Annotated in this window: 17 protein-coding genes; 4 read left to right on the top strand and 13 right to left on the bottom strand. The window is 71.2% G+C overall.

The annotated features are described in order from the left end of the window. Positions 1-128: 128 nt before the first annotated feature. The 3 genes from ACZ6SQ_RS33715 to nrdR all read right to left on the bottom strand — a co-directional run bounded on the left by ACZ6SQ_RS33715 (position 129) and on the right by nrdR (position 4,693). On the bottom strand, positions 129-917 hold the full coding sequence (locus ACZ6SQ_RS33715) for a DUF2785 domain-containing protein (protein WP_469568914.1): 789 nt from the start codon (positions 915-917) through the stop codon (positions 129-131). A gap of 132 nt (positions 918-1,049) precedes the next feature. Then, complete coding sequence (locus ACZ6SQ_RS33710; protein ID WP_469568912.1) at positions 1,050-3,947, bottom strand: vitamin B12-dependent ribonucleotide reductase; 2,898 nt, start codon at positions 3,945-3,947, stop codon at positions 1,050-1,052. Between the two features lie 188 nt (positions 3,948-4,135). After that, positions 4,136-4,693 carry a transcriptional regulator NrdR gene (gene nrdR, locus ACZ6SQ_RS33705; protein WP_469568909.1) on the bottom strand — a complete coding sequence of 186 codons (558 nt, stop codon included), beginning with the start codon at positions 4,691-4,693 and terminating at the stop codon, positions 4,136-4,138. 582 nt (positions 4,694-5,275) lie between these two features. Here nrdR and lexA point away from each other — a divergent pair. Next, complete coding sequence (lexA, locus tag ACZ6SQ_RS33700; RefSeq protein ID WP_386382726.1) at positions 5,276-6,055, top strand: transcriptional repressor LexA; 780 nt, start codon at positions 5,276-5,278, stop codon at positions 6,053-6,055. Positions 6,056-6,371: 316 nt separating this feature from the next. Here lexA and ACZ6SQ_RS33695 read toward each other — a convergent pair whose 3' ends face one another. From ACZ6SQ_RS33695 to ACZ6SQ_RS33680, 4 genes are all read right to left on the bottom strand, one after another. After that, positions 6,372-8,348 (bottom strand): ATP-dependent DNA helicase, encoded by a 1,977-nt coding sequence (locus ACZ6SQ_RS33695; RefSeq protein WP_469568905.1) that lies wholly within the window; start codon positions 8,346-8,348, stop codon positions 6,372-6,374. 215 nt (positions 8,349-8,563) lie between these two features. Beyond that, positions 8,564-9,382, bottom strand: coding sequence for a GNAT family N-acetyltransferase (locus ACZ6SQ_RS33690; RefSeq protein WP_469568902.1), 819 nt, complete (start codon positions 9,380-9,382; stop codon positions 8,564-8,566). 93 nt (positions 9,383-9,475) lie between these two features. Next, positions 9,476-11,404 carry an IucA/IucC family protein gene (locus tag ACZ6SQ_RS33685; RefSeq protein ID WP_469568899.1) on the bottom strand — a complete coding sequence of 643 codons (1,929 nt, stop codon included), beginning with the start codon at positions 11,402-11,404 and terminating at the stop codon, positions 9,476-9,478. Positions 11,405-11,412: 8 nt separating this feature from the next. Further along, complete coding sequence (locus ACZ6SQ_RS33680; RefSeq protein ID WP_469568896.1) at positions 11,413-12,777, bottom strand: aminotransferase class III-fold pyridoxal phosphate-dependent enzyme; 1,365 nt, start codon at positions 12,775-12,777, stop codon at positions 11,413-11,415. A 739-nt stretch (positions 12,778-13,516) separates the two neighbouring features. Between ACZ6SQ_RS33680 and ACZ6SQ_RS33675 the strand changes: the two genes are divergently transcribed. Beyond that, positions 13,517-14,746, top strand: a complete 1,230-nt coding sequence (locus ACZ6SQ_RS33675) for a trypsin-like serine peptidase (RefSeq protein WP_469568893.1) — start codon at positions 13,517-13,519, stop codon at positions 14,744-14,746. 225 nt (positions 14,747-14,971) lie between these two features. Here ACZ6SQ_RS33675 and hflX read toward each other — a convergent pair whose 3' ends face one another. The 6 genes from hflX to miaA all read right to left on the bottom strand — a co-directional run bounded on the left by hflX (position 14,972) and on the right by miaA (position 23,540). Beyond that, the gene (gene hflX, locus ACZ6SQ_RS33670) at positions 14,972-16,465 is read right to left on the bottom strand and encodes a GTPase HflX (RefSeq protein WP_469568891.1); all 1,494 of its coding nucleotides are present in this window, start codon (positions 16,463-16,465) and stop codon (positions 14,972-14,974) included. Positions 16,466-16,693: 228 nt separating this feature from the next. Beyond that, positions 16,694-18,223: a M1 family metallopeptidase gene (locus ACZ6SQ_RS33665; RefSeq protein WP_469568888.1), complete on the bottom strand. Its 1,530-nt coding sequence runs from the start codon at positions 18,221-18,223 to the stop codon at positions 16,694-16,696. 93 nt (positions 18,224-18,316) lie between these two features. Then, positions 18,317-20,545, bottom strand: coding sequence for a RelA/SpoT family protein (locus tag ACZ6SQ_RS33660; RefSeq protein ID WP_469568884.1), 2,229 nt, complete (start codon positions 20,543-20,545; stop codon positions 18,317-18,319). A gap of 485 nt (positions 20,546-21,030) precedes the next feature. Next, complete coding sequence (gene dapF, locus ACZ6SQ_RS33655; protein ID WP_469568881.1) at positions 21,031-21,900, bottom strand: diaminopimelate epimerase; 870 nt, start codon at positions 21,898-21,900, stop codon at positions 21,031-21,033. A gap of 89 nt (positions 21,901-21,989) precedes the next feature. Beyond that, positions 21,990-22,493, bottom strand: a complete 504-nt coding sequence (locus tag ACZ6SQ_RS33650) for a hypothetical protein (protein WP_469568924.1) — start codon at positions 22,491-22,493, stop codon at positions 21,990-21,992. A 108-nt stretch (positions 22,494-22,601) separates the two neighbouring features. After that, positions 22,602-23,540, bottom strand: a complete 939-nt coding sequence (gene miaA, locus ACZ6SQ_RS33645; RefSeq protein WP_469568878.1) for a tRNA (adenosine(37)-N6)-dimethylallyltransferase MiaA — start codon at positions 23,538-23,540, stop codon at positions 22,602-22,604. 182 nt (positions 23,541-23,722) lie between these two features. Here miaA and ACZ6SQ_RS33640 point away from each other — a divergent pair, with 182 nt between their 5' ends. Beyond that, positions 23,723-24,031 carry a hypothetical protein gene (locus ACZ6SQ_RS33640; protein WP_469568875.1) on the top strand — a complete coding sequence of 103 codons (309 nt, stop codon included), beginning with the start codon at positions 23,723-23,725 and terminating at the stop codon, positions 24,029-24,031. 23 nt (positions 24,032-24,054) lie between these two features. Continuing rightward, positions 24,055-24,324 carry an antitoxin gene (locus ACZ6SQ_RS33635; RefSeq protein ID WP_469568873.1) on the top strand — a complete coding sequence of 90 codons (270 nt, stop codon included), beginning with the start codon at positions 24,055-24,057 and terminating at the stop codon, positions 24,322-24,324. Positions 24,325-24,476 lie beyond the last annotated feature (152 nt).

Genomic DNA, 24,476 nt, shown 5'->3' with positions numbered 1-24,476 from the left:
CTCTCCCCGCAACACCCACACCATCCACCGCACATCCCCCTTCCCCCCACCTCCCCCCCCCCCCCCCCCCCCCCCCCCCCGGCCGGGTACGGCTCCCGGCGTTCATAATCTCGTACGAGCGGCCGATGTCATCCGGTGTAGGGCGCCACGACGGCGAGGGTGGCCGCGACCGCCTCGAGGACGGCCTCCCGGTGGTTCACCTTGTGGGCCGGTTCGTCGGTGTTGCGGGTGCGCAGGCCCCGGTCGGCCAGCAGGTAGACCATCCGCAGGGTCCGCATGGTGTTCGACGCCCAGGGCGGGACCGGGCCGGGTTCGCCCGTCCTGAAGGCCTTCTCGATCGGCACGAGCCACGCGGTGGCCTCCTCCGCGCCGAGGTCCGGGTGGCTGAGGATCTGCGCGAGCGCGTACGCCAGGCGGTCGTCCTCCTGTGCGTCGAAGAGGTGTCCGGTGGGCGCGAGCAGCCGGGCGACCGCGAGGTCCGCGAGCCGCGACGGGTCCTGCCCGGGGTGCCGGGCCAGCGCCGCGAGCAGGTCGGCTCCGTGCGCGGCCGCGTGCAGCCAGCCCAGTTCGGCGTCATGGCCGCGCAGGTCCGTCTCGGCCGGGTACCACTCGGCGAAGGGGCTCCACCACGCCTCCAGCCAGTCGCCCGCCGCGACGATCCGGGCCAGGACCAGCGGCGCGAACGTCCGCGCCTGCACGGCAGGATCGGTGAAGTACGCGGCCATCCGGTCGCCCAGACACTGCCGTTCGGCACGCTCCAGCACGGGTATCCAGCGCACGGCCGTGACATATGCGCCGTCGTCCCGGACAAGAGGGTCGGCCGCGCGAAGGTCCTCGACGAGTGCGTCGAGCGCGGCCGCGCGGGAGGCGCCGGTCAGCGCGCGGATGTCACCGTCGTATCGCCGTGAGAGATCCATGGGCGGAGCCTACGGGTCGACGCCAAGCGCACAGGCACGTGAGCGAAGCGGGACCGGCACAGGCGCGGGACGAAAACCGAGAAGGGGCGCCGGTGCTGGACCGGCGCCCCTTCTCACTCACTGCTCAGCGGATCAGCTGCAACCGCTCGTCGAGCCGCAGCCCTCGCAGATGTAGCAGGAACCGGCCCGCTGCATCTTGGTGCCGCAGGAGAAGCAGAGCGGGGCGTCGGCCTGGATGCCCAGCTGCATCTCCACCAGTTCGGCGCTGGTGTGGGCCTGCTTCGGGGCGGGCTCGACCGGCTCGGTCTCGACCTTCGGAGCGGCGACGGCCTTGAGCTCCTGGGTGCGCGGCGCCGACTGGGCGAGGCCCTCGACGTCGACGTCCTCGTCGTCCAGCGGCTCGTAGGAGCCCGTCTCGAGGTGACGCTGACGCTCCTCGGCGGAGTGGATGCCGAGGGCGGAGCGGGTCTCGAAGGGCAGGAAGTCGAGCGCCAGGCGGCGGAAGATGTAGTCGACGATCGACTGGGCCATCCGCACGTCCGGGTCGTCCGTCATGCCGGCCGGCTCGAAGCGCATGTTGGTGAACTTCGAGACGTACGTCTCCAGCGGCACGCCGTACTGCAGGCCCACCGAGACGGCGATGGAGAAGGCGTCCATCATGCCCGCGAGGGTCGAACCCTGCTTGGACATCTTCAGGAAGACCTCGCCGAGACCGTCGTCCGGGTAGGAGTTGGCGGTCATGTAGCCCTCGGCGCCACCGACGGTGAAGGAGGTGGTGATGCCGGGACGTCCCTTCGGGAGGCGCTTGCGGACCGGGCGGTACTCGACGACCTTCTCGACGGTCTCACGGATCGTCGCCTCGGTCTTCGCGGTCACCGCGGCCTTCTCGTCCTCCTTCTTCTTGGCGGAGAGCGGCTGGCCGACCTTGCAGTTGTCGCGGTAGATCGCGAGCGCCTTGACGCCCATCTTCCAGGCCTCGAAGTAGACCTCTTCGACGTCCTCGACCGTCGCCGTCTCCGGCAGGTTGACGGTCTTGGAGAGGGCGCCGGAGATCCAGGGCTGGATCGCGGCCATCATGCGGACGTGGCCCATCGCGGAGATGGAACGCTCGCCCATGGCGCAGTCGAACACCTCGTAGTGCTCGTGCTTGAGGCCGGGGGCGTCGATCACATTGCCGTTCTCGGCGATGTGGGCGACGATCGCCTCGATCTGCTCCTCCTGGTAACCCAGGCGGCGCAGGGCCTGCGGAACGGTGCCGTTGACGATCTGCATCGAGCCGCCGCCGACGAGCTTCTTGAACTTGACCAGGGCGAGGTCGGGCTCGAGACCGGTGGTGTCGCAGGACATCGCCAGACCGATGGTGCCGGTCGGGGCGATGACGGACGCCTGGGAGTTACGGAAACCGTTCTTCTCACCGAGGCGCTGGACGTCCTGCCAGGCCTCCGTGGCGGCGGCCCAGATCGGCGTGTCGAGGTCGTCCATGCGGACGGCCCGGCCGTTGGCGTCGGCGTGCTGCTTCATGACGCGGTTGTGGGCGTCGGCGTTGCGGGCGTAGCCGTCGTACGCGCCGACGACCGCGGCCAGCTCGGCGGAGCGGCGGTAGGCCGTGCCGGTCATCAGCGAGGTGACGGCACCGGCGAGGGCGCGGCCGCCGTCGGAGTCGTAGGCGTGGCCGGTCGCCATCAGCAGGGCGCCGAGGTTGGCGTAGCCGATGCCGAGCTGGCGGAACGCGCGCGTGTTCTCGCCGATCTTCTGCGTCGGGAAGTCCGCGAAGCAGATGGAGATGTCCATCGCGGTGATGACGAGCTCGACGACCTTGGCGAAGCGCTCGGCGTCGAAGGACTGGTGGCCCTTGCCGTCGTCCTTGAGGAACTTCATCAGGTTCAGCGAGGCGAGGTTGCAGGACGTGTTGTCCAGGTGCATGTACTCGCTGCAGGGGTTCGAGCCGTTGATACGGCCGGACTCCGGGCAGGTGTGCCAGTGGTTGATCGTGTCGTCGTACTGGATGCCCGGGTCGGCGCAGGCCCAGGCGGCCAGGGCCATCTTGCGGAAGAGGGCCTTGGCGTCGACGTCCTCGATGACCTCGCCGGTCATCCGGGCGCGCAGGCCGAACTTGCCGCCGCTCTCGACCGCCTTCATGAACTCGTCGTTCACACGGACCGAGTTGTTGGCGTTCTGGTACTGGACGGACGTGATGTCGTCCCCGCCCAGGTCCATGTCGAAGCCCGCGTCGCGCAGGGCGCGGATCTTCTCCTCTTCCTTGACCTTCGTCTCGATGAAGTCCTCGATGTCGGGGTGGTCGACGTCGAGGATGACCATCTTGGCCGCGCGGCGGGTGGCGCCACCGGACTTGATGGTTCCCGCGGAGGCGTCGGCACCGCGCATGAAGGAGACGGGGCCGGAGGCGTTGCCGCCGGAGGACAGCAGCTCCTTGGAGGAGCGGATGCGGGAGAGGTTCAGGCCGGCGCCGGAGCCGCCCTTGAAGATCATGCCCTCTTCCTTGTACCAGTCGAGGATCGACTCCATGGAGTCGTCGACGGACAGGATGAAGCAGGCGGACACCTGCTGCGGCTGGGGCGTGCCGACGTTGAACCAGACGGGGCTGTTGAAGCTGAAGATCTGGTGCAGGAGGGCGTACGCCAGCTCGTGCTCGAAGATCTCGGCGTCGGCGGGCGAGGCGAAGTACTTGTAGTCCTCGCCGGCCTTCCGATACGTCTTCACGATGCGGTCGATCAGCTGCCTGAGGCCGGTCTCGCGCTGCGGGGTGCCGACGGCACCACGGAAGTACTTGCTGGTGACGATGTTGACCGCGTTCACCGACCAGAAGTCGGGGAACTCGACGCCACGCTGCTCGAAGTTGACCGAGCCGTCGCGCCAGTTGGTCATGACGACGTCACGGCGCTCCCACTGGACCTCGTCGTACGGGTGCACGCCGGGGGTGGTGTGGATGCGCTCGATACGCAGTCCCTTGGTGGCCTTGGCGCCCTTCGCTCGGGAACCTCGTGCCGGACCGCTCGCCGTCTCTGTCATGCCGCCTCCCTGTACGGGCGTAAACGCCCTGAAGTGCCCCGAATGTTCCCGTGGCACGGTGTTCTGTCTGGTGCTGCGGGCACCCGCGTACCGCCCGCAACAGGTCTTCTCCTGGCCGCCGTCGACCGGCCGGCCCTTGCCGCCTGGACCCGGCCGGCCCGGACTGTGCGTCCGGTCCGGCCCGCCTGTCAGTCGGCGGCGCCGGCGGGCACGGGGACCTGGACGGTCTCCCCGCTCCCGCGCTCGTCTTCCTGGCTCCCCGCGTCCGCTTTCCCGCGGTCCTCGTCGTCCGCGCCGGGGCGGTTCGCCTGCCTCAACTCCGTGATGGCCGCCTCGAAGTCCTCCAGCGAGTCGAACGCGCGGTAGACCGACGCGAAGCGCAAGTAGGCCACGAGGTCGAGCTCCTGGAGCGGTCCGAGTATGGCCAGACCCACGTCGTGGGTGGTCAGCTCGGCGCTTCCGGTGGCCCGCACCGCCTCCTCGACCCGCTGGCCGAGCTGGGCGAGCGCGTCCTCGGTGACAGGCCGTCCCTGGCATGCCTTGCGCACGCCGTTGATGACCTTCGTACGACTGAAGGGCTCGGTGACTCCGGACCGCTTCACCACCATGAGCGAGCACGTCTCCACGGTCGTGAAACGACGGGAGCAGTCAGGGCACTGGCGGCGCCTGCGGATCGACGTGCCGTCGTCCGTCGTACGACTGTCGACGACCCGACTGTCGGGGTGCCTGCAGAAGGGGCAGTGCATGGAACTCCCAACCCTCCTCACAGCAGACTCAATAACCCCAGGAGCCCCTTGGGCCCCTCGAAGCAGCCACAAGCATAGGCGATGCCGGAGGGCCTGGAGACCCGGGGGACCACAACTTATGGGCTGCTGCCGCAATCCAACCACTAGATGTAGGGAATGGCGCATACATGCAGCGAGAGCCGCGTGTCGCGTCCCGCGGCCTGCACAAGGGCCGGAGCGCGGTGCGGCCGGACTCCGGGCGCGGCACGGCCGGGACGCGGCTCTCCCGCCGCACGGGGCGGTTTCAGGGATACCGTGGGCGCCGCAGGGAGGAGATGTGAGACTCCCGCGCAAGGCGAGGGCCGGTGCCCGGTCGGCAGGGCGGCGGATGGCAGACTGGGGCACGCCCCCACGAGGGCGAGCCTCGGCGGTGAAGAGTACAACAATGGGCCCTTTCGCCCTCCAGGCAGCGCGTCAGCCGATACACCCGGACACATGATCACGTCAGGCGAAACGCGTTTTTTCACTCGAACGTGTGTTTGGCGCAACCTTTCGAAAGCAACTACCGTTGTCCGGGCAGGGAGACAATCGAGAGGGGCCGACGTGACCACCACCACAGACAGTGCCACCATGACCGCCCAGGACCGCTCCCAGGGCCGAGTCGAGCCGGTGCATGCGATGAACGAGACCGCGAACCCCGAAGGACACAAGCGCTCCCTGCCGGGCCGACCTCCAGGTATCCGGGCCGACAGCTCCGGACTCACCGACCGGCAGCGCCGGGTGATCGAGGTCATCAGGGACTCCGTGCAGCGCCGCGGCTACCCGCCGTCGATGCGGGAGATCGGCCAGGCGGTCGGCCTGTCCAGCACGTCCTCCGTCGCGCACCAGCTGATGGCCCTGGAGCGCAAGGGCTTCCTGCGCCGCGACCCGCACCGCCCGCGCGCGTACGAGGTACGCGGCTCCGACCAGGCGGCGACCGTGCAGCCCACCGACACCGCGGGCAAGCCGGCCGCGTCGTACGTCCCGCTCGTCGGCCGGATCGCCGCGGGTGGCCCGATCCTCGCCGAGGAGTCCGTAGAGGACGTCTTCCCTCTGCCGCGGCAGTTGGTCGGTGACGGCGAGCTGTTCGTCCTGAAGGTCGTCGGCGACTCGATGATCGAGGCCGCGATCTGCGACGGCGACTGGGTCACGGTCCGCCGTCAGCCCGTCGCCGAGAACGGCGACATCGTCGCCGCCATGCTCGACGGAGAGGCCACCGTGAAGCGCTTCAAGCGCGAGGACGGGCACGTCTGGCTCCTCCCGCACAACGCGGCCTACGAGCCCATCCCGGGCGACGACGCGACCATCCTCGGCAAGGTGGTTGCCGTCCTGCGTCGCGTCTGAGTCCACCGGCCGGCGGGCCCGACGGCAACCCGCCTCCCTGACCGGGCCCCGGAACCTCTGCGCCGGTTCCGGGGCCCTGTGCTGTCCAGGGTCGGTAACCGGTTTCTGACCGGATCTCGGTAACCGGTTTCCGACCAGATCAGGGCATGACCTCTGCCGGATGATCGGGGCGAGGCGCATCAGCTGGGCGATACGGCCCGCGATCGCCGTACCGGCGACGGATGCCCGGTGACAGGTGAGTGGTGACAGGTGACTGAGACTGCGAGTCGGGGCGGGGCGGCCTGTCCCGGTGCAGGTACGAGGCCACCCGCCACGATCATCCGGCTTCCGTCTGCTTCGCCGTGGCGTCGATGGCCGCCAGCGACTTCCGCACCTGATTGCGGTCGGTCGTGTACCAGAAATCGGGCAGCGAGGCCTTCAGATAGCTGCCGTAGCGGGCCGTGGCCAGCCGCTGATCGAGTACGGCGACCACGCCCCGGTCCCCCGTCGCGCGTACGAGGCGGCCCGCGCCCTGGGCCATGAGCAGGGCGGCGTGGGTCGCCGCGACGGCCATGAAGCCGTTGCCCCCCGCTTCCTCCACGGCCTTCTGGCGGGCACTCATCAGCGGGTCGTCGGGGCGCGGGAACGGGATCTTGTCCATCACGACGAGCTGGCAGCTCGGACCGGGGACGTCGACGCCCTGCCACAAGGACAGCGTGCCGAAGAGGCAGGTCTTCGGGTCCGCCGAGAAGTTCTTGATCAGCTCGCCGAGGGTCTCCTCGCCCTGGAGCAGGATCGGGAACTCCGGGATGCGCGAGCGCAGCTCCTCGGCGGCCAGCTGGGCGGCCCGCATGGAGGAGAAGAGGCCGAGCGTGCGGCCGCCGGCGGCCTGGATGAGCTCGGTCAGCTCGTCCAGCATGTCGCCGCGCTCGCCGTCCCGCGCGGGGCGTGACAGATGCTTGGCGACGTACAGGATGCCCTGCTTGGGGTAGTCGAACGGCGAGCCCACGTCGACGCCCTTCCACGGCGGCGCGTCGTCACCCGTCGTGCCCTCCGGAGCAAGCCCCAGGGACGCTCCCACGCCGTTGAAGTCGCCGCCCAGTTTCAGCGTGGCCGACGCGAGCGTCACCGAGCGCTCGTTGAAGAGCTTCTCCCTCAGCAGCCCCGAAACCGACATCGGAGCCACCCGCAGGGACGCGCCGAAGCGGTCGTGGCGCTCGTACCAGACGACGTCCCACTCCGAGCCGTTCGTGATCCGCTCGGCGACGTCGTGCACCGTCTCCACGGAGGCCAGCGCCTGCTTGCGGACCGCGTCCTCGTCCTGGACGGACTTGTCGCGGGTGGCGCCGATCGCGGAGATGACCGTACGGCAGGCGTCGCGCAGTGCCATGAGCGCGTAGCCCAGGTCCTCGGGGATCTCCTCCAGGCGGCCGGGCAGCGCCAGCTCCATCAGCCGCTCGAAGCCCTCCGATGCGGTCTGGAGCTGGTCGGCGGCCTTCTCGTTGACGAGCTTCGCGGCGCGGCGCACCGCTCGGTTGACCTGCCCGGGGGTGAGCTCGCCGGTGGCGACGCCGGTGACACGGGAGACGAGTTCGTGGGCCTCGTCGACGATCAGCACCTCGTGCTGGGGCAGCACCGGGGCGCCCTCGATGGCGTCGATCGCGAGCAGGGCGTGGTTGGTGACGACGACGTCCGCCAGCTTGGCCCGCTCACGCGCCATCTCGGCGAAGCACTCGGCGCCGTACGCGCACTTCGTGGCACCGAGGCATTCGCGCGAGGAGACCGACACCTGGGCCCAGGCGCGGTCGGACACACCCGGCGTGAGGTCGTCGCGGTCGCCGGACTCGGTCTCGTCCGACCAGTCACGCAGCCGCAGCAGGTCCTGGCCCAGTTTGCTGGTGGGTGCCGCGGCCTCGAACTGGTCGAAGAGGCCCTCTTCCTCGTCCTGCGGCACGCCCTCGTGGAGACGGTGCAGACACAGGTAGTTCGACCGGCCCTTGAGCATCGCGAACTCCGGGCGGCGGCGCAGCAGCGGGTGCAGGGCGTCCACCGTGCGCGGCAGGTCCCGCTCCACGAGCTGGCGCTGGAGTGCCAGTGTGGCCGTCGCGACGACGACCCGGTCCCCGTGCGCGAGCGCGGGCACGAGGTAGCCCAGCGACTTTCCGGTGCCGGTGCCGGCCTGGACGAGCAGATGGGAGCCGTCGTCGATCGCCTCCGCGACGGCTTCGGCCATGGCCACCTGGCCGGGGCGCTCCGTACCGCCGACAGCGGCGACGGCGGCGTGCAGGAGTTCGGGGAGAGAGGGCTTCGTCATAGCGCGACCACCCTACGGCTCGGCACTGACAAACGGGTGATCGCGGGTGATGCGAGGGGTGGGATCAAGGCAGTGGGTCTCTTGTGGGTGAGCGGGTGGTGCGGACGGGGGTGGTCGCTTGGGGCCGTGGTCACTGGGGCCGTGGTCACTGGGGCCGTGGTCACTCGGGGGCCCATCGAGCGGTTTACCAGAAGTGACCACGCTGTCGCACATGGCTACAGCAGATGACGCAGTGACCGGTCTCGAACCATCAGGGCGGCCCGTTTCCCGGGAAGGTCGACCTCGGCGGAGAACCGGAAGCCCGCGCTGAGGAAGGCGGCGATGCAAGGCGTATTGCGAAGGTCGGGCTCGGCGATCACGCGTGCACAGGCGGAGCGGCGGTCGAGCGCGCGGTCGGCGACGGCTCGGAGAAGCACGCTGCCGAGCCCCCGTCCCCGGTCGGCGACGCCGCCGATGAGGAGGTGGATACCGGTGTCGTGGGGGCGGACGGGACAGTCACGGGCCAGGGGATCGAGGTCGGCCCGGTAGATCTCCCAGTAGCTCATCGGGCTGCCGTCCAGCACACCGAGACAGGGGACGCTGCGTCCGTCGCCGGCGAGCTGCTCGGCCAGATGCCGTTCGGTCACGTTCGGTGGGCCGGCGAGATCCCAGAACGTCACGACCGCCGGGTCGTTCATCCACCGCGCAATGAGGGGCAGGTCCCGTTCCAGGCGTACGGGGACCAGCTGGAACAGGCCCGCCGTGGTGGCGATCGAGCCCCATGCGTGCACTCGGTCAAGCAGGTCGTACGTGGGCGGCAGCTCCACGGCGACTTCTGGCGCCAAGGCCTCGCCCGACTCCCCCGCCGCCGCCCCCGCCTCGGCGACGGGGACGGCGGCTGCACCGGCGGCGAGGGAGAGACCCGCGAGGAAGTCGTCGGGCAGCCGTAGGTCGAGCGTGTCCTCGACGTCCGTCCCCAGCGCCGGGCCGGACCTCTCCGGGAGCCGGGTGACGAAGGTGGGGCCGGGGTTCACACCGGGGTCGCTGGGAGGCACGGCGACGCTCCTCTCATGAAGGGGGACGAGGCATGGTCCTCGGACGCGGAAGGGGCCGGTGTTCAGCAGCAAGGGGAGGAGACGCGATGCCGGTCATGGAGAAAGGGGGTTGGCGATGGTGACGTAGACCGACTGGGTGTCCACGGGGCCCACGAGTTCGTCGAGGCCGTGCAGCCGGGTGAGCAGATTGGCCTTGCAGCGCAGGACGGGCGAGTCGAGCAGTCGGCCGGGCAGGGAGGTGCGCAGCCGCGTGGGACCGGCGGCGACGCTCTCCAGGAAGCGGCGGAACGCGGCGAGCAGCAGCCGCTCGTCCGCGAGGCGCTGCGAGCCGAACGCTCCGACGAGTCCGAGCACGTTGTTGATCGCGAGGTAGTAGGCGAAGCGCTCGTCGGTGACCTCGTCGGAGACGAACGTGTCGCTGAGCTTGCCGATCCCGGGGAGCAGCCCGTCGAGCTCGGCGCGACGAGACTCGCGGAAGTAGTACCCCTGGTTGTCGCGGTAGCGGCCGCCGGCGGGCCAGCCGTCGGCGTCCAGCAGCAGCAGCGTGTTCTGCTGGTGGGCTTCCAGGGCGATGCCGACCTCGGCGTCCAGCCACAGCACGGGACGGACGACCTGCTCGAGGTAGCGCAGGAACCACTCGGCGGCAACCGCTCCCCGAGAACGGCCGGTGCGACCGGCCAGCCGGGTGATCACCTCGGCGAGCCGGGACGTCATCACCGTGCTGCCGGGCTCCGAGCAGTCCCCGCCCCGCGAGTCCGCCTGCTCCCGCGGCCGGGGAGCGAGGAGCCCGGCGACGCAGCTGACGTCGTCCGACGGGGCGAAGGGGTTGTGCCGGATCACCACGTCCAGTCCTGGTACGGGGTCGCCGTCCGGCCCGTCCACGGCGAGCCAGGCCGGGTCCCGGACGATGTCGAAGCCGGGGTGGGCCGCGTGCCAGCGCCCGGCCACACCACCGCGCAGGAGGCGGTGGACCTCGACGCCCCTGTGGAGTTCCTTGCGGAGGTTCTCGCGGCGGGAGTTGGTGATCCGCAGCGCCAACGACAGCTTGAGCATGGCGGGTGCGCCAGTGCGGTGCACGGTCCGTACGGAGGAGGTGGGATGCCATGGAGCGCCATGCGTGCCCAGGTCTTCGAGCAGTCCGGCGGCGAACAGGGGCTCGATGTCCGGTCGGTTGCGGATCTCCCGCATCTGCCAGGGATGCAGGGGCAGTGCGGCGCAGCCGTCGGGCAGGTCCAGGCCCGGTCCGGCGAGGCGGGCGGTGAGCTGGGTCGCGGGGACGGGCCGGCCTCGCTCGGTCCAGGCCGAGTCCATGGCGAGTGCGCCAGGTGAGACGGCGATCCAGTGCAGTGGGAAGGAACCGCGCAACTCGGGTGAATAGAGACGGCTTTCGGACTCCGTGAGCCCTTCGCGGCTCTTCGGGGTCGGGTGAAGAGGGTGGCCGAGCACGAGGGCCTGCTCGGCGGAGAGGAAGTGATCCGGTCCGTCGGTGGGGTGTGCCCGTCTTTCACTGATGAACGTGGCCGTCCGGCGGACCGAGTCGGCGACGCGCGCGACGAGGTCGGCGGCCTCGGCCGTGGCCGACCCCGCGGCGGCGGTCCCGTCGCCGTTCGTCTCCCTGCCGAGCAGGGCGGCGAGCGTGACCGCGTCGACCGAGGGGACGTGGACGGGTGCCTCGGCCAGGGACGGTCGGCCGAAGCGGTGGCAGCCGGTCGGGGACCAGCAGCGCACGGGGGCCAGCAGGGTGGTGCCCGTCGCCGGGAGCGGAATGCGCAGGACACCGTCCTCGGGGGCGGTGAGCCCGGCCTCCCGGACCCAGCACCGCAGGAGTGCGTCCGTGGCTGCGGCCTGGGCAGCGAGGTACGGGTCCGCTTGGTCGAGGGGCTCGGGGAGTTCGGGGAGTTCGACGGCCGGGGTGTGCTGGCGAGGGAGTGCGGTGTGGTCGTCGGCGCGGTCGGACAGAGGCGGGCGCGGGGGTGTCGGGGGTCGGGAGGAGACGGCGTGAGGGCTGGAGGTGATGTTCAAGGGGTTCCTCAGAAGGAGATGCCACGGGGGTGGTCTGTCACGGGGTGACGGGCGGCTGCCTCCACCGCGTCGGAGAACCGGGCGAGTACGGCAGCGGTCTGTTCGTCGCTGATGGTCAGGGGTGGGAGCAGCCGTAGGACCTGCGAGTGGGTGCCGGTGAGGCCGACGATCAGGCCTCGGTTCAGACACTCGCGTTGGACGGTTGCGGCCAGTTCGGCGGCGGCACGGCGGCTGGGGTTCGAGGCCGACTCCGATGCCGAGGCCGAAGCCGGTTCAAGCCCCGTCCCCTCCCCCGTGCCTGCCTCTGCCTGGGCCTCTGCCTCCGGCGGCAGGAACTCGATGCCTGTCATCAGGCCCCTGCCGCGTACACCGGCGATGCAGGGGAAGGACCGGGCGAGCTCGCCGAGATGGGTCAGCATCCGGTGGCCCAGGAGGGCGGCCCGTTCGGCGAGGTGATGCTCGCGGACGTGGGCGAGGGTGGCCGTGCCGGCGGCCATGGCCAGTTGGTTGCCGCGGACGGTGGGGGCCGGGGCTCCGGGTTCGAGGTCGGTGTGATGGACGACCAGGGACAGGGGCAGGCTGCCGCCGATGGCCTTGGACAGGATCATCAGGTCGGGAGTGACTCCGCTGTGTTCGACGGCCCAGAAGACGCCGGTGCGGCCGACGCCGGTCTCGGTCTCGTCGGCGATCAGCGGGACGGCCCGGGTGGACGCGAGGCGACGGACCTCTCGTGTCCATGCGTCCGGGGTGGGGCTGACGCCGTCGTCGCTGCGGACGGCCTCGACGATCACCCCGGCCGGGTGGGCGGACTCGGGCCAGGGGGTACTGAGTTCGCCCCCGGGTCGCGGGACGGGGGACGGAGGCCCGTCGGGGCGGGCGGCCGCGTGCAGACGCGGACCGAGCGCGGGTGCGGTGGAATCGAGGGTGAGGACGTCCGTGCGGCCCGTGGCGGCGCGGACCACTCGGTGTGCCTCTTCCACGGCGCTCGCACGGGAAGGGCCGCAGAACCGCACGCGTGCGTGGTCGGCCAGGCCGGGCGGGAGGGTGTGGAGGAGTTCGGCGACGAAGCCGTCCTCCACAGGGGTTGCCAGGTCGGGGACATGAAGGGGCGCGCCCGAGTCCAGGACCTTGCGAATGGCTTCCAGGACGACCGGGTGGTTGTGTCCCAGGGCGAGTGTGCCGGCGCCCGAGAGACAGTCGAGGTAACGGCGGCCGTCGGCGCCTTCGATGGTCAGTCCACGCGCGCGTACGGGCACGATCGGCAGTGCCTGCGCATAGGTGTGCGCCGCCGGTTCGCGCGCCGTACGGCCGCGCGGAGTCCCCTCGGTCACGGTCACGGTGCTCCGTCCTCCCGCTGTCCGGAGGCGAGACATCGCTCGCGCTCCCCACCCGCCACGGGTCCGACGCCCATGGCCTGTCCAGACCTGCCTGGCCCGGCTTCCCCCGCGGATCCGCCGAGTTCGCGCCTGCAGGCCGGTGTTCCGGCAGCTGAGTCCGCTCGGCATGTCAGCCGTCCAGCCCGTTCGGCGGCGTTCCGGCTTCAGGTCGATTCGTCCGCTGTCAGGTGTTCCGGCCCCCTTGCGACCAACCAGGCGCCGCATCGCCCCGGTGATCCACGAACCCGCCCCCGGCCACGTTCGAATCGCCCGCCCACCCCTACCAACCGCGCATCGGCCACGGAGTTACGGGTCTGCGCAAGATCACCGGCGGTGTGTCGGTCGGGGAGCCACCGCCGGGAAGCCGTCCAGGACACCCGAGCCGTGCGGGCCAAGGGCCGGAGGCCTCGGGACCGCTCGGGACAGGCACCCACCGGGCGCGTGGACGAAAAGGTGCGAGAGAGGCGCGAGAGAGAGCAAGTGAGTGCGAAAGAGGCGCGAAGAGGTGCGGATGAACTCGCGCGGCGCGCAGGTCCGCACGCACGCCCGCTCATCCTCGCGGAGGCGCCCGCTCGAAGCCCCGCCCAGGTCAGGTGCCTTGTATCCGAACCGTTGCCGTTCCGTCGGAAGTCGCCCACAGCGACGGCATAGTGTGGGGTGCCGTTCCAGGAAGCCGTGCTCAGCGCGGCACTTGGCGTGCAGCGCCACGTTCGTCCACATCAGGGGGAGTCAGCACATGCGATCCATACGGCCGTCGACCACCGCTCACCGAGGAGGCGGAGGCGCTCGCCGCCGGACCTCCCCCGTCCTGGCGGCCGTAGCCCTCGTGTCGGCCCTCACGCTCACCGCCACCGCCTGCGAGTCGGGCGACGACACGGCGGGTGGCGACCCGTCGGCGTCCGCGGTGGCGGGCGACGACAAGATCAAGATCCCGGACGACATCAAGGACCGTCTCAAGGAACACGGGATCGACATCGACAAGTGGCGCAACGGCGCCTGGAAGAACTGGGACAAGGACGACTGGCTGCGCGAGGCCGACGAGTTCATCAACCCGATCATCGCGGACCTGTGGGACCCGGACCGGATGCGGGACGCCGAGCAGCCGGACAAGGGTGTCGACGAGAACGACATCTCCGGTGACCAGGGCGTGACGGACCCGACCCCCGAACCGGTGGAGGCCCAGGCCGTCTCGACGCCGTACCACTCCGCCGTTCCCGTGGCGGGCAAGGTCTTCTTCGACTCCCCCCAGGGCACGATGGTCTGCTCGGCCACCGTCGTGCAGGACCCGGCCAACCCCGGCAAGTCCAACATGGTGTGGACGGCGGGCCACTGCGTGCACGCCGGCAAGAGCGGCGGCTGGTACCGCAACATCGCGTTCGTGCCGTCGTACAACGACTCGGGCCTGTCGGCGAAGGAGATGGAGAGCGAGAGCACCACCAAGGAGCAGGTCGCTCCGTACGGCGTCTGGTGGGGCGACTGGGTGCAGACCTCCGACCAGTGGATCGAGCAGGGCGGCGCGACCGGCGGTGACGGCGCCTCCTACGACTTCGCGGTCATCCATGTGACGCCGGAGGAGGGCGGTTCGGGCAAGTCCCTGGAGGAGACGGTCGGTTCGGCGCTGCCGGTCGACTTCAACGCCCCGGCCGTGCCCGAGGTGGACAGCATCACCGCGACCGGCTACCCGGCGGCGGCCCCGTTCGACGGTCAGTCGATGCACCAGTGCGAGGACAAGCCGGGCCGGCTGTCGCTGAACGACTCCGACCCGACGATGTACCGGATCGGCTGCACCATGACGGGCGGTTCCTCGGGTGGCGGCTGGGTGGCCGCCGGCTCCGACGGCAAGCCCGCGCTGGTCTCCAACACCTCCATCGGCCCGATCACCGGCGGCTGGCTGGCCGGTCCGCGCCTGGGCGATGTCGCCGAGGGCGTGTTCAACAAGGTGAGCGAGAAGTACGCCGGTCGGTGACGGCCCCGACGACCCCTCGCGTACGCCGGTCGGTGACGGCCTCGTACGCGAGCCGGTCGTGACGACTCGACGAGTACGCCGGTCAGGTCACCGGTGACCTGCCGAGTACGCCGCTCAGGTCGCTGACGACCCGCCGCGCACGCCGGTCCGCCACGACGGGCCGGGTGGTACGCGGAAGGCCCGCCCCCTCACTCGGGGACGGGCCTTCCTTCGCTTTCCGCGCGGTCAGTTGAGCGTGGCCGGGACGTACGGCGCGAGATCCGCCGCCAGTTCCTCGTGCACGCGCACCTTGAGCAGCGTGCCCTCCGCGGTGTGCTCCTCGGAGAGCACCTCGCCCTCGTCGTGCGCACGGGCGACCAGCTTGCCGTGGGTGTACGGCACGAGCGCCTCGACCTCGACCGAGGGCCGGGGCAGCTCGTTGTCGATCAGCGCGAGCAGCTCGGTCAAGCCCTGGCCGGTGCGGGCCGAGACGGCGATGGAGCGCTTCTCGTTCCGCATCAGCCGCTGGAGCACCAGCGGGTCGGCCGCGTCGGCCTTGTTGATCACGACGATCTCGGGTACGCCGGTGGCGCCGACGTCCCTGATCACCTCGCGCACGGCCGCGAGCTGCTCCTCCGGGACCGGGTGCGAGCCGTCGACCACGTGCAGGATCAGGTCGGCGTCGCCGACCTCCTCCATGGTGGAGCGGAACGCCTCGACCAGGTGGTGGGGCAGGTGCCGGACGAAGCCGACGGTGTCGGCCAGCGTGTAGAGCCGGCCGCTCGGGGTCTCGGCCCGGCGCACGGTCGGGTCCAGGGTCGCGAACAGCGCGTTCTCGACCAGGACGCCCGCGCCGGTGAGGCGGTTGAGCAGCGAGGACTTGCCGGCGTTGGTGTAGCCCGCGATGGCGACGGACGGCACCTTGTTGCGCCGACGCTCCTGGCGCTTGATGTCGCGGCCGGTCTTCATGTCCGCGATCTCCCGGCGCATCTTCGCCATCTTCTCGCGGATGCGACGCCGGTCCGTCTCGATCTTGGTCTCACCGGGACCACGGGTGGCGAGGCCGCCGCCCTTGCCGCCGCCCATCTGACGGGACAGGGACTGACCCCAGCCTCGCAGCCTCGGCAGCATGTACTGCATCTGCGCGAGCGCGACCTGCGCCTTGCCCTCTCGGGACTTGGCGTGCTGGGCGAAGATGTCGAGGATCAGGGCCGTACGGTCGATGACCTTGACCTTGACGACGTCCTCCAGGGCGATGAGCTGGCCGGGGCTGAGCTCACCGTCGCAGATGACCGTGTCCGCGCCGGACTCGATCACGATGTCGCGCAGCTCCAGGGCCTTGCCGGAACCGATGAAGGTCGCCGAGTCGGGCTTGTCGCGGCGCTGGAAGACACCGTCGAGGACGAGGGCGCCGGCCGTCTCGGCCAGCGCGGCGAGCTCCGCGAGGGAGTTCTCCGCGTCCTGAAGGGTTCCCGTGGTCCAGACGCCGACGAGGACGACCCGCTCCAGACGGAGCTGTCGGTACTCGACCTCGGTGACGTCCTCGAGTTCGGTGGAGAGGCCGATCACACGGCGCAGAGCCGCGCGCTCGGAGCGGTCGAACTGCTCGCCGTCCCGCTCTCCGTCGATCTCGTGGCTCCAGGCGACGTCCTCTTCCATCAGGGCATCGGCCCGAAGACCCTCGGGGTAGCTGTGCGCGAGGCGCTTGTTGTCCTGGGAAGGGGAAGAAGAGGAGGTCATCGGTTCCCTACGTCGATACGGATTCCGTCACTGGTCACAACGTACGAGTGCCCCGGGAGATTCCCGGCCCGGCGCCGTGTCCGTCTGAAGATGGTCGCACGGTACGCCACGTCTCGTCACCGCCTTATTTCCAGGCCTTTCCGCGTTCCGGCCGGCCGGCCGCCATCGCCTCAGTTCCGGCCCGCCGGCCCCCACCGCGCTCAGTCCGGCCCGCCGGCCCCCACTCCCTCAGTTCCGGGCCTCAGCGGGTGCCACGGTCCTCCAGTCCGGGTGGCCGGGCATGGGCGGAGTCTTCTCGCCGTACAGCCAGGCCTCGGCGAAGGCTCCGAGGTCGCGTCCGGACACCTCCTCGGCGAGGGCGACGAAGTCGGCGGTGCTCGCGGTGGCGTCGTCATGGCGGCTCACCCAGGCGCGCTCCAGGTTCTCGAAGGCGGGGCGGCCGATCTCCTGGCGCAGGGCGTAGAGGACGAGGGCGGCACCGTCGTACACGTTCGCGCGGAAGATGCCGATCTTGCTGCCCGGCCGGGGCGCCTTCGGGGCCGCCGGGGGTCCGCCGACCGCGCGCCAGCGGTCGGAGGCGCCGTAGGCGGCCTTCATCCGGTCCTGGAGCGGTCGGTCGGCCTTCTCCTCCGCGTACAGGGCCTCGTACCAGGTGGCGTGGCCCTCGTTGAGCCAGAGGTCGGACCAGGAGCGCGGGGTGACGCTGTCGCCGAACCACTGGTGCGCCAGCTCGTGCACCATGATCGACTCGACGTACCACTCCGGGTAGGCGGGCTCGGTGAACAGGTCACGCTCGAAGAGGGAGAGCGTCTGTGTCTCCAGTTCGAAGCCGGTCGAGGCGTCGGCCATGAGCAGGCCGTACGTCTCGAAGGGGTAGCGCCCGACCTTGTCCTCCATCCAGGAGATCTGCTCGGGGGTCTTCGCCAGCCAGGGTTCGAGCGCCTCGCGGTGCTCGGTGGGGACGACGTCGCGCAGGGGCAGGGCGTGCGGGCCGGTGCGGTGGACCACGGTGGAGCGGCCGATGGAGATCTGGGCCAGCTCGGTGGCCATGGGGTGGCGGGTCCGGTACGTCCACGTCGTCGTCCCGCGCGCGCTGTCCTCGCCGGTCCGGAGACCGTTGGCCACGGCCGTGTAGCCCTCGGGGGCGGAGACTCGGATGGTGAACAAGGCCTTGTCGGAGGGGTGGTCGTTGCACGGGAAGACCAGGTGGGCGGCGTCGGCCTGGTTGGCCATGGCGAGCCCGTCCGAGGTGCGGACCCAGCCCCCGTCGCGGCCCTCGGGGGAGACCGGGTCGCTGGTGTGGCGCACGGTGATCCGCATCCAGTTGCCCGGGGCGAGCGGTTCCTTCGGGCTGACGACGAGGTCCTCGCCGGCGGTGGCGAACTCGGCGGGCTCGCCGTCGATCTCGACCGAGCCGACCTTTCCGTGGGCGAAGTCGAGGTTCACGCGGTCCAGCGCGGCGGTGGTCCAGGCGTCGATCGTGGTGACGGCCTGGAGCGGCTCGGTGTTGGAGCCGCCGTAGACGAACGACAGATCGTAGGCCGCCACGTCGTAGCCGGGGTTGCCCAGGTTCGGGAAGAGACGGTCACCGACGCCGAGCGGGGCCGGCGGCGCGCTCGCGGCGACGAGGCAGACGGAGACGGCGGAGGCCAGCAGGGAGGCCGTCAGACGCCGGGAACGGGTGCCGGGGCGGGCGGCACGCGCGCGTGGCGCGACGAAGGCGGCAGCGCGCCGGGTGACACGGGAAGTGAGCAGCATGCACCACGGCTACCAGCGCGCGCGTTCCGGGCCGTGCCGACGCGCACCGGACCCACCCGAACGGGGGCTTCCACGCGGCGGTGTGACGAGACGTCACTCCTCGGGGGTGTCACCGGCCTGCGCGCGGCTGACGTCGTACACGCCGGGCACGTTGCGCATGGCGCGCATCAGCTCGGGCAGCCGTGCGGCGTCGGGCAGGGTGACGGTGTAGGTGTGCCGGACGCGCTGCTGGCTGGGCGGTTCCACGGTCGCCGAGACGATCTCGGCGCCCTCCAGCGCCATGGCCTCGGTGAGGTCGGCCAGCAGATGCGGGCGGACGAACGATTCCGCGAACAGCGTCACCCGGCACTCGGCGCCCTCGCCCCAGCGCACGGCCACCTCCGCGCGCCCCGCGTCCGTCATACGGGCCACCGCCGGGCACGCGACGCGGTGCACGGTCACCACACCACCGCGCACGGAGAAGCCGGTGACCTCGTCCAGCGGTACGGGCGTACAGCAGCCCGCCAGCCGCGCGATCGCGCCGGGCCGGTCGACGACGAAGGCGCCCCCGCCCGGCTCCGCCGGGGCGTCCACGGCCCCTTCCGCGTCGGTGGTCGCGGGGGACGGCCGGTGGCGCCGTTCCGGCGCGGGTACGCGAGCGCCCTGCGCTGTGGCCTCGCCCGGCTCGCCGGGCAGGGGCTCCGCCGGTTCCTCGGCGGCCGTCGGATGGGTGGCGATCCAGCGCTGGATGGCGATCCGTGCCGCGGGCGTGGTCGCGTGGTCCAGCCACTCCCGGGAGGGCTCCGAGGCGGGGTCCTGGCCCATGAGGAGCTGCACGCTGTCGCCGTCGCGCAGAATCGTGCTCAGGGTCGCGAGGCGTCCGTTGACGCGAGCGCCGATGCAGGCGTGCGCGTCCTCGCCGTACTGCGCGTAGGCCGCGTCCACGCAGGTGGCGCCCTCGGGCAGGCCCAGGGTCCCGCCGTCGGGGCGGTAGACGGTGATCTCGCGGTCCTGGGCGAGGTCCTCGCGCAGGGTGGACCAGAACGTGTCGGGGTCCGGGGCCGCCTCCTGCCAGTCGAGGAGGCGGCTCAGCCAGCCGGGGCGGGTGGGGTCGACGCGCTCGCCGTCGACGGGGTCGTCGGCCCCGGGCGTGTACGGATTGCCGAGCGCGACCACACCCGCCTCGGCGACCTTGTGCATCTGGTGGGTGCGGATGAGGACTTCGGCGACCTGGCCGTCGGCGCGGGCCACCGCCGTGTGCAGGGACTGGTACAGGTTGAACTTCGGTACGGCGATGAAGTCCTTGAACTCCGATACCACCGGGGTCATACAGGTGTGCAGTTCGCCGAGAACGCCGTAACAGTCGGCGTCCTCGTTCACGAGCACCAGCAGCCGGCCGAAGTCGGCTCCGCGCAGCTGTCCGCGCTTGCGGGACACTCGGTGCACGGACACGAAGTGCCTTGGTCTGATGAGGACTTCCGCCGCGATGTCGGCCTCGCGCAGCACGGTGCGCATCTCCTCGGCCATCTCCGCGAGGGGGTCGTCCGCGCGGGCGGTGTTGCCGACGATCAGCTCGCGCGTGTGCTCGTACTCCTCCGGGTGCAGGATGGCGAAGACCAGGTCCTCCAGTTCCGTCTTGAGGGCCTGGACGCCGAGTCGTTCGGCGAGCGGGATCAGTACGTCGCGGGTCACTTTGGCGATGCGCGCCTGTTTCTCGGGGCGCATCACGCCGAGGGTGCGCATGTTGTGCAGGCGGTCGGCGAGTTTGATCGACATCACGCGGACGTCGTTGCCCGTCGCGACGAGCATCTTGCGGAAGGTCTCGGGCTCGGCGGCGGCGCCGTAGTCGACCTTCTCCAACTTCGTGACACCGTCGACGAGATAGCGCACCTCCGCGCCGAACTCCTCGCCGACCTGATCCAGCGTCACATCCGTGTCCTCGACGGTGTCGTGGAGGAGGGACGCGGTCAACGTCGTCGTCTCCGCGCCGAGTTCGGCGAGGATCAGTGTCACGGCGAGCGGATGCGTGATGTACGGCTCGCCGCTCTTGCGCATCTGGCCGCGGTGCGAGGACTCCGCAAGGACGTACGCGCGGCGCAGCGGGTCCAGGTCGGCGTCGGGGTGGTGGGCGCGGTGCGCGTCGACGAGATGGCTGATGGCGTCGGGCAGCCGGTCGCGGGCGGTGGGGCCGAGCAGCGCGGCCCGGCCCAGTCGGCGCAGGTCGATACGCGCGCGGGCGCGCTTGCGGGACACGGACACCGGGCTGGTCGGCGTGGTCGGCAGCCCTGTCAGGGCGCCCGTCACCGGGCCTGGCGTCGCAGGGTTCGTGGCCTCCGCACTCATGGGCACCTCCGGCTGCGTGGACCGGCGGACGGGTGCCCCATGGCGGACACGGCTCAGGGGATGGCAACCATCCCCCGTCCGGGCCGGTGCTTGATGCTACCGAGCCCATCACGCCCGGCTGACCGCCTCTCGCCGAGCGTGAAACGGATCACCCATTCGAGGGATGCGAATGAGGTTTACGATTTGCGATCCGCATGAGCTGGGGCGACTCGGGGCTCGAACCGGAGTCCGGTCACTCGCCCGGGGCGGGGCGTGTCCTGTGAACGCCCGGACCGAGGTGGAAGGGGCTGGTCCTGGCGCCCCCCGGCCATCGGTGGAGGGCCCGGTACGAGGGCACCGGGCCCGCGGTGGAGCGGCCTGGTCACGGCGCACGCGGCCGGGGGACGGGAGGACCGAGGCGAGGTCGAGGCCCACGCGGCCCGGGACGGGAGGGCCGAGGCCGGATCGCGGTGCACGCGGCCCTGGGCGGGAGGACCGAGGCGGGTTCAGCCTCTGACGCTCTCCAGCCACTCCGCGTCCAGCTCGCCCTCGGCGACGATCACCGCCGGGCCGGTCATCTCGACGGTGCCGTCGGGGTGCTCGGTGATCAGCAGGCGGCCGCCCAGGACATCCACGGTGTAGGTGACGGGCGTACCGGTGGCCGCGGGGTCGGCGCCGTCGCGGCGGGCGGTGGCGACGGCGACCGCGCAGGCGCCCGTGCCGCAGGAGCGGGTCTCGCCGGAGCCGCGCTCGTGCACCCGCATCGCCACATGCCGGGGGCCGCGGTCGACGACGAACTCGACGTTCACCCCGTCCGGGTAGGCGGAGGCCGGGCTGAACGGCGGGGCCTCGTGGAGCGTCCCCGCGTCGGCGAGGTCGTCGACGAAGGCGACCGCGTGCGGGTTGCCCATGTTCACGTTGCGCGCGGGCCAGCTGTGCTCGCCGACGGTGACCGTGACGTCTCCCTCGGGCAGGAGGGCCCTGCCCATGCCGACGGTGACGTCACCGTCCTTGGCGAGGTGCACGCTCTTCACGCCACCGCGCGTGGCGACGGCGAGGTCTCCCTCGGCGACCAGCCCGGCGTGCTGCAGGTAGCGGGCGAACACCCGCACGCCGTTGCCGCACATCTCGGCGATGGAGCCGTCGCTGTTGCGGTAGTCCATGAACCACTCCGCCTCCGCGGCCGTCCCCCGCGCCTCCGGGTGCGCGGCGGACCGCACCACGTGCAGCAGTCCGTCGCCGCCGATGCCCGCGCGACGGTCGCACAGGGCGGCCACGGCGGCCGGGGGCAGGTCGATGGCGTTCTCGGGGTCCGGGACGATCACGAAGTCGTTCTCGGTGCCGTGACCCTTGAGGAAGGCGATCCGCGTGCTCATCCCTCGATCGTACGGTGTGGGTACGACACTCCGGCGTGCCGTATCGCCTGACGGCCGGTACGCAGCGGCGGTCGCGGGCGGACCCGGTGTCAGCGCAGCCGCGCGACCCGCCACACCGCCAGGACCACGACGGCCAGGACCACGACGGCGTAGGCGATCACGACCCGCCAGTCGGGCCGTCGTCCGGACCCGCGCTGCGGGAGGCCGGGCCAGGTGTAGCCGACGCGGCGGGCGGCCATCATGCCCCAGCCCGCGGCGCAGAAGGAGATCAGCAGGCCCAGCATGGCGATCACGGCACCGCTGTCACCGAAGTCGAAGGCCAGCGGGAAGGCGAACATCAGGGAGCCGAGCGCGGCGAGACCCACGATCGGGGCGAGCTGCCAGATCCGCAGTCTGCGCTGGGGACGCAGCTCCACCTCGACCTCGGGACCGCCCGCGAACATCTCCTCCGGCTCGGGGCCGTCGTCGGTCACCCCGTCCGGTGTCTCGTCGGGGCCGTCGGCGCTCAGACGCTGCTCGTCCGGCTCCGTCGGGCCGCTGTCGGCGGTGACGGGTTCGGTGTCTTGTGCGGTGTCGCGAGGGCCGGCCTCCATCGCCACGCGCCCTCCCAACTCGGACTCCACTTGGTCGATCGAAGCTCGATGATGGCACGGCAGCGGAGGCCCGGATGACGGCCGGAGCGTCCCGATGCCATCACGTGATCAGGCTGTAACCGGTCGTTCGACCAACGCCAGCGCGCGGTGCGGAAGTTCTGTGAGATCCGCCGCAGCCCCACTCAGCCAATGCACCCGCGGGTCCCGCCTGAACCATGAATCCTGGCGGCGCGCGAAGCGCTTGGTGGCACGAACGGTCTCGTCACGCGCCTCGTCCATGGTGCATTCCCCGGACAGCGCGGCGAGAACCTGCTGGTACCCGAGTGCGCGGGCGGCCGTACGCCCCTCGCGCAGTCCCTGCGCCTCCAGGATCCGCACCTCCTCCACCAGACCGGCCTCCCACATCCGGTCGACGCGGCGCGCGATGCGGTCGTCCAGCTCCGGGCGCGCCACGTCGACGCCGATCTGGACGGTGTCGTAGACCGAGTCGTGGCCGGGCAGATTGGCGGTGAACGGCCGGCCGGTGATCTCGATCACCTCCAGGGCGCGTACGATCCGGCGGCCGTTGCTGGGCAGGATCGCCCGCGCGGCTTCCGGATCGGCGGCGGCGAGGCGCGCGTGCAGCGCCCCGGAGCCGCGCAGCGCGAGCTCCTCCTCCAGCCTTGCCCTGACCTCGGGGTCGGTGCCGGGGAACTCCAGGTTGTCGACGGCGCCACGGACGTACAGGCCGGAGCCGCCGACCAGGATCGGCCAGCGTCCCTCGGCGAGCAGGGCGTCGATGCGCTCACGCGCGAGCCGCTGGTACTCGGCGACGGACGCCGTGACCGTGACGTCCCAGATGTCGAGGAGGTGGTGCGCGACGCCGCCGCGTTCCTCGGGCGTCAGTTTCGCGGTACCGATGTCCATCCCCCGGTACAGCTGCATGGAGTCGGCGTTGACGACCTCGCCGCCGAGCTGCCGGGCGAGAAATACGCCCAGATCTGATTTTCCGGCCGCGGTGGGTCCGACGACGGCGATGACTCGGGGGGCGGGGGCTGCGCTGCTCACCGCACCAGTCTCCCAAACCCTGAGGGGTGGCCCCGAACGAGTTACGTGACGGCGGCGGTCCGGTGTCGTTCCCCGATGCGAGGTGCTCGCCGCCCGCGCACGGAGGCGGTGACCCGGGCGACGCAATCGGACGCACCGGGCAACGCGGGATTTCGCCCGCACGAGTAACGTATGGAGTGGATATGGGCGTTTTTGCGCGACTTCTCCGAAGGTCCAAGGTCACAAGGTCCAAGGCCACGGAGAAGACGTCGACCGCCGAGGCACAGGCCGCCACCCCGGCGACCGGGGCCGACGCGGGTGAGGCGGCGGAAGCCACCGGGACGACGCGGGAGCCGGCCGGGGCCACGGCCCGGGCGGTGACCGAGGTGCCGGTGCAGGGGCAGGGCGAGGAGTCCGCCGCGAACACCGCGGGTGACGGCGTCGCCATCCCCAAGCAGCAGTCCGCCGACGAGGCGGCCGACAACGAGGCCGGCGAGGGCGCCCACAGATAACCCACCGCTACGAAAGGTGGACCATGGGTCTCCTGAACAACCTGAAGGGCAAGCTCTCCCCGGCCAAGGACAAGGTCTCCGGCCTCGCGCAACAGCACGGGGACAAGATCCATCACGGTCTGGACAAGGCGGCGAAGGTCGTCGACGAGAAGACCAAGGGCAAGTACAGCGGCAAGATCCACACGGGGACGGGCAAGGCCAAGGGGGCCGTGGACCGCCTCGCGCACAAGGAGGGCACCGGGACCGCCGACCGTCCCGGCGCATCGCCGGACTCCCCGCCACCGGCCTCCTGACGCCGCGTCGGTGCGACGGCGGGGGGGGGGGGGGGGGGGGGGTTGGGGGGGGGGGGGTGGGGGGGGGGGGGGGGGAGGGGGGGGGGGGGGGGGTAGGGGGGAGGGGGGGGGGGTGGTGCGACCACTACGGCACCGTCGCACTGTTGTACGAC

It is taken from the genome of Streptomyces sp. NPDC048600 (genome assembly GCF_055587025.1).
The sequence above is the reverse complement of the archived record's forward strand: the minus strand, read 5'-3'. Positions and strand labels throughout refer to the sequence as shown.